This window comes from Ferrimonas senticii DSM 18821, assembly GCF_000422665.1.
Lineage (GTDB): Bacteria > Pseudomonadota > Gammaproteobacteria > Enterobacterales > Shewanellaceae > Ferrimonas > Ferrimonas senticii.
In genome coordinates this window covers 1-4,430 of the sequence record NZ_AUGM01000033.1, presented here as the reverse complement: position 1 = coordinate 4,430, position 4,430 = coordinate 1, and the positions used below count along the sequence as shown (strand labels likewise).

Sequence of the window (4,430 nt, the reverse complement as noted above, 5' to 3'; positions counted from 1 at the left end):
TTGGGCTTTTTCGCATCTGCGTTTTTTTAAAACGAAAGCGGAGTGGCAGTTCAGTTGGTTAGACTCTTTATTAAGAGCTTAGCGGCCTGTCACGCAGGGGTGGCGCGGGTTCCGCTTGTCGGTATGGTCGTCCACTCCGCCATCGATAACGAAGCCTCAGTCGAAAGACTGGGGCTTTTTTGTATTTGTACGATTTGAAACTTGGCATAAAACACGAAGCGCAGAGCGGCAGTTCAGTTGGCCAGGCTCTTTATTAAGAGTTTAGCGGCCTGTCACGCCGGGGAACTCGGGTTCCGCTCTTGGGTATGGTCGTCCATTCCGCCATCTACAACGAAGCCTCAGTCGAAAGACTGAGGCTTTTTTGTATTTGGTGAATTTTAAATATTCCGCCGTAGCCGAGAACGGGTTCTCGGGTGCTTAGAGTTTATCTGACCTTGATGTATTACCACTTCCAGCAGATTGTCGTGGTTTGTCTCGTCGGGGTGGATGCCGTACTATCTCCGCCCTGATTCTCCTGTTTGCGTAGAACACTGATGTCCGTTGTTGTAACTCCTGATCCTCAATTAGCCCAGTGGCACACCTTTGGCTTACCGGCTATTGCGGATGCCCTGATCGAGGTGCATTCGCTTGCTGAATTGATTGAGGCCTATCAACTGCCGCAGTTTGCTGAAAAACCTAAGCTGATTTTAGGTGGTGGCAGCAACGTGGTATTTACCGAGGACTTTGCTGGACTGGTTATTGTTAACCGCATTATGCAGCGTCAGGTAACCGAGCAATCGGATAGCTGGTCACTGCATTTGGGCGCCGGAGAGAACTGGGACGAAGTGGTGCGTTGGTGTATTGAACAGAGCTATTTCGGCCTTGAGAATCTTGCGCTGATCCCGGGCACCGTTGGTGCTTCGCCAATTCAGAATATTGGTGCCTATGGGGTCGAGATGAGCGACTTCTGCGACTATGTGGAATATCTGGATCTCGACACCATGGAACCAGTGCGCATCGAAGCGGCGGAATGTCAGTTTGGTTACCGAGATTCGGTATTTAAACAGCGCTTAGCGGGCAAAGCGGTGATCATCGCAGTCGGCCTACGTTTACCTAAAGTTTGGCAACCAGTACTGGAATACGGCCCATTGCAACAACTGAAGCAGCAAGCCGAGTTAACGGCTCACACCATCTACCAGCAAGTGGTAGCGGTGCGACAAAGCAAACTGCCAGATCCGCAGGTGTTAGGTAATGCCGGCAGCTTTTTTAAGAACCCACTGATCAGCAACAGCCAGTACCAAGAGTTATTACAGCAATACCCAGAACTGCCTGGCTATAGCGACGGCGACCAAGTCAAAGTTCCTGCAGGGTGGCTGATTGACCGCTGTGGCCTGAAAGGCTTCGCCATTGGCGGTGCTGCGGTACATCAACAGCAAGCGTTGGTGTTGGTTAATACCGGCGCTGCCACAGCAACTGATCTGCGCAGCTTGGCGAATCATGTCATCGCCACGGTAAAAGCGAAGTTTGATATCGGCTTGCATCCGGAAGTGCGAGTGGTGAATGGCCAAGGTCAATTGGAGTGGCGCGATGATCAGTGAAAGCCGTCAGCGTTTGATTGAATTGCTCGCCGATGGTGAGTTCCATTCCGGTGAAGCCTTGGCTGAGTCGCTTAGCGTCAGTCGTGCGGCGATCCATAACAATATTGAAGCGTTGGCCGAACTTGGACTGGAGATCTTTCGAGTTCGCGGCAAAGGCTATCGGCTAGAACGACCGTTAAGCTTGCTTGATGGTGCTCAGGTTAATGAGGGCCGAGAAGCGCCATTGCATCTGTTCTGGCAGTTGGCTTCAACCAACGATTTTATCAATCAGCGCCGTGAACGTTGCCGTAATGGCGAAGCTTGTTTGGCAGAGATGCAAACCAGCGGTCGTGGTCGTCGTGGCCGGGTATGGCAGTCACCGTTAGCCAGTCATCTGTATCTGTCGTACTTCTATCGATTAGAGCAGGGGATGACTGCGGCTGCGGGACTTAGCTTAGCGGTCGGAGTTATGTTGGTGGATGCATTAACTGAGCAGGGCTTTCGCGATGTGTCACTGAAGTGGCCCAATGATCTCTACCTTGAGGGACGTAAACTCGGCGGTGTTTTGGTTGAGCTTAGTGGTCAGTTTGGTGAGCCAGCAGAGTTGACCATCGGCATGGGGATCAACGTGGCGATGCCAGCGGCAATTGCGACTCAGATCGATCAGCCTTGGAGTGATCTGCAACAGCAAGCTGATGGCTGCATCGACCGTAGCCAACTGGCTAACGGCTTACTGCACCACTTGGATAGAGGAATGGCGCTGTTTGCTGAACAGGGGTTAACGCCGTTTGTTACGCGTTGGCAGCAACTGGACTGCTTTGCCGGAAAACCGGTGAAGTTGCTGATGGGCGAACGCGAGATCAATGGCATTGCCGCTGGCATTGATGCCGATGGCAATTTGTTGCTGGATGAAGCGGGTCAGCAGCGTCGATTCGCCGCCGGTGAGATCTCGCTGCGCGGCCGCTAACCGCGCAGACGGATCTGTTCGATCAGGTGATCGTTGCCTTTGGAGAGGATCAAGGTGGCGCGTTCGCGGGTCGGCTGAATATTGTTGCGCAGGTTGGGGCCGTTGATCTGTTCCCAGATGTTGTCCGCGGTCTGTTCCGCTTGCTCGATGGTTAACTTCGAGTAGTGATGGAAGTAGGCTTGCGGATTGGTGAATGGGCCAGCGCGGAAGCTTAAGAAGCGATTGATGTACCACTGCTTTAATAATGACTCAGGGGCATCAACGTAGATTGAGAAATCGACGTAGTCTGAGACAAATGGTCGTTCGACAAACTGTGGGTAATCGATGGCGCTTTGTAGGACGTTCAGCCCCTCAAGAATCAAAATATCTGGCTGTCGAATTGGCTGAGTATGAGGCAGGCGATCGTAATGCATATGCGAGTAGATCGGCGCTTCGGCATCCTCGCCATTGCGAACGTTACGGATGAAGTCCAGTAACATCCGCATATCGTAACTCTCTGGGAAGCCCTTGCGGCTGAGCAGGTTCTTCTCTTTTAGCTCTGCCAGCGGCATCAGAAAGCCATCGGTGGTGACCAATTCGACTTTTGGGTGCTCAGGCCAGCGCTGCAATAGCGCCTGCAGGATCCGGGCTACGGTACTTTTACCTACCGCCACCGAACCGGCAACACTGATAATGTATGGGCCATCGCTTGGTTTACGACCAAGGAACTGTTCCAGCACATCGCCACGACCTTGTTTGGATTGCACATACAGATTCAGCAACCGCGACAGTGGCAGATAGACCGCTTCGACTTCCTCTAACGACACCTCTTCGTTGATCCCGCGTAGCGCTTCCAATTCCGCTTCGCTCAATGGCAGTGGCACGGCATCGCGTAGCGCAGCCCATTGCTCGCGGCTAAAGGCTTGGTAGGCAAATTCTTTGGCTGTGGCGGTCACGATTGCTGGATCTCCGGTAACTCGGCTTGTCGATAGTTGGTGCTAGCAGGTAGTGCGCCAACACCGTGCCGACAGGGGCTTGCCAGACGCAGAAAATCGTTGCAAAACGCCTGGGCGCACTTAGATCGCGACTATACCGCCCACTGGGTTAAAGGTACAGTCGCTAACGGTCGTATGGCGCCAGGGAAAGCTGCTCGGATCCTACAAGTGAGTCGCTTGCTCAAAAGCTGTGCAAACGGCTTCAAATTGTGGATTTTTTCGAAAATGCTATTGCGCTGAAGATGGGCATTTTCTATTATGCGCTCCGCATCGCGTGCGATGCATGTGCCGCTATAGCTCAGTTGGTAGAGCAACTGACTTGTAATCAGTAGGTCCCGAGTTCGATTCTTGGTGGCGGCACCACAACTTGGAGGGGTTCCCGAGTGGCCAAAGGGAGCAGATTGTAAATCTGCCGGCACTGCCTTCGATGGTTCGAATCCGTCCCCCTCCACCATATTGATAACTGATGGCGATAAGCGGTCAGTTCTGCGGGCGTCGTATAATGGCTATTACCCTAGCCTTCCAAGCTAGAGATGCGGGTTCGATTCCCGCCGCCCGCTCCAATTTGTTGTGCTGATATAGCTCAGTCGGTAGAGCGCATCCTTGGTAAGGATGAGGTCCCCAGTTCGACTCTGGGTATTAGCACCACCTTTTACAGGTGCTGTGATCCTCTTGAATTTGGCGAAATGCCAGCAAGAGGATTTGTTGTATCTGCGCGAAAGTAATTCGCGAATTGATTTTAATCTTCGCTGGGGCCGTGGCAGGGCTTTATCTAAGACCTACCGTGATTGACCAAGCGTTTGGCGGGATAGGTATTATACTTCTCCCGAATGACCCAAAACCAAAGTGGCTAGTCCGCTTAGTTTGACCGAGGCACAACATGTCTAAAGAAAAATTTGAACGTACGAAACCGCACGTTAACGTTGGTACCAT

Annotated in this window: 3 protein-coding genes and 4 tRNA genes; 6 read left to right on the top strand and 1 reads right to left on the bottom strand. The window is 52.4% G+C overall.

Annotation, left to right across the window (positions count from 1 at the left end):
* Positions 1-533: 533 nt before the first annotated feature.
* Both murB and birA read left to right on the top strand, forming a co-directional pair.
* The gene (murB, locus tag G506_RS19725) at positions 534-1,577 is read left to right on the top strand and encodes a UDP-N-acetylmuramate dehydrogenase (RefSeq protein WP_035387351.1); all 1,044 of its coding nucleotides are present in this window, start codon (positions 534-536) and stop codon (positions 1,575-1,577) included.
* Positions 1,540-2,523 carry a bifunctional biotin--[acetyl-CoA-carboxylase] ligase/biotin operon repressor BirA gene (birA, locus tag G506_RS0113170; RefSeq protein ID WP_240473427.1) on the top strand — a complete coding sequence of 328 codons (984 nt, stop codon included), beginning with the start codon at positions 1,540-1,542 and terminating at the stop codon, positions 2,521-2,523. The genes murB and birA overlap by 38 nt, the downstream gene beginning before the upstream one ends.
* On the opposite strand, the gene coaA is transcribed toward birA, so the two are convergent.
* Entirely contained in the window at positions 2,520-3,461 is a 942-nt protein-coding gene (gene coaA / locus G506_RS0113165; RefSeq protein WP_028117260.1) for a type I pantothenate kinase, read from the bottom strand. The genes birA and coaA overlap by 4 nt on opposite strands.
* A 323-nt stretch (positions 3,462-3,784) precedes the next feature.
* Between coaA and G506_RS0113160 the strand changes: the two genes are divergently transcribed.
* The 4 genes from G506_RS0113160 to G506_RS0113145 all read left to right on the top strand — a co-directional run bounded on the left by G506_RS0113160 (position 3,785) and on the right by G506_RS0113145 (position 4,145).
* Positions 3,785-3,860, top strand: a tRNA-Thr gene (locus tag G506_RS0113160).
* Positions 3,861-3,866: 6 nt separating this feature from the next.
* Positions 3,867-3,951: transfer RNA gene (locus G506_RS0113155), tRNA-Tyr, on the top strand.
* Between the two features lie 34 nt (positions 3,952-3,985).
* Positions 3,986-4,060, top strand: a tRNA-Gly gene (locus G506_RS0113150).
* A 9-nt stretch (positions 4,061-4,069) separates the two neighbouring features.
* A tRNA-Thr gene (locus G506_RS0113145) sits at positions 4,070-4,145 on the top strand.
* Positions 4,146-4,430 lie beyond the last annotated feature (285 nt).

What these genes read in the sequence shown, in the direction of transcription:
- murB (WP_035387351.1), top strand. Translation starts at nt 534, where the DNA reads ATGTCCGTTGTTGTAACTCCTGATCCTCAATTAGCCCAGTGGCACACC.
- birA (WP_240473427.1), top strand. Translation starts at nt 1,540, where the DNA reads ATGGCCAAGGTCAATTGGAGTGGCGCGATGATCAGTGAAAGCCGTCAG.